General features: G+C 58.2%; 1 protein-coding gene. It reads left to right on the top strand.

Annotated elements, in window-relative coordinates; all coding sequences use genetic code 11:
- Positions 1 to 311, top strand: a 311-nt coding sequence (locus HP556_RS00010) for a prophage tail fiber N-terminal domain-containing protein (RefSeq protein WP_175365461.1), incomplete at both ends; no start/stop codon positions are given.

The following is a 311-nucleotide window of genomic DNA, read 5'->3' as shown; positions in this document are numbered from 1 at the left end:
TGGGCTCAGAGAATCCGGATGAAGCCGGGCGTTACAGCATGGATGTGGAGTACGGTCAGTACAGTGTCATCCTGCAGGTTGACGGTTTTCCACCATCGCACGCCGGGACCATCACCGTGTATGAAGATTCACAACCGGGGACGCTGAATGATTTTCTCTGTGCCATGACGGAGGATGATGCCCGGCCGGAGGTGCTGCGTCGTCTTGAACTGATGGTGGAAGAGGTGGCGCGTAACGCGTCCGTGGTGGCACAGAGTACGGCAGACGCGAAGAAATCAGCCGGCGATGCCAGTGCATCAGCTGCTCAGGTC

It is taken from the genome of Tardiphaga robiniae, assembly GCF_013359755.1.
GTDB lineage: Bacteria > Pseudomonadota > Alphaproteobacteria > Rhizobiales > Xanthobacteraceae > Tardiphaga > Tardiphaga robiniae.
The sequence above is the reverse complement of the archived record's forward strand: the minus strand, read 5'-3'. Positions and strand labels throughout refer to the sequence as shown.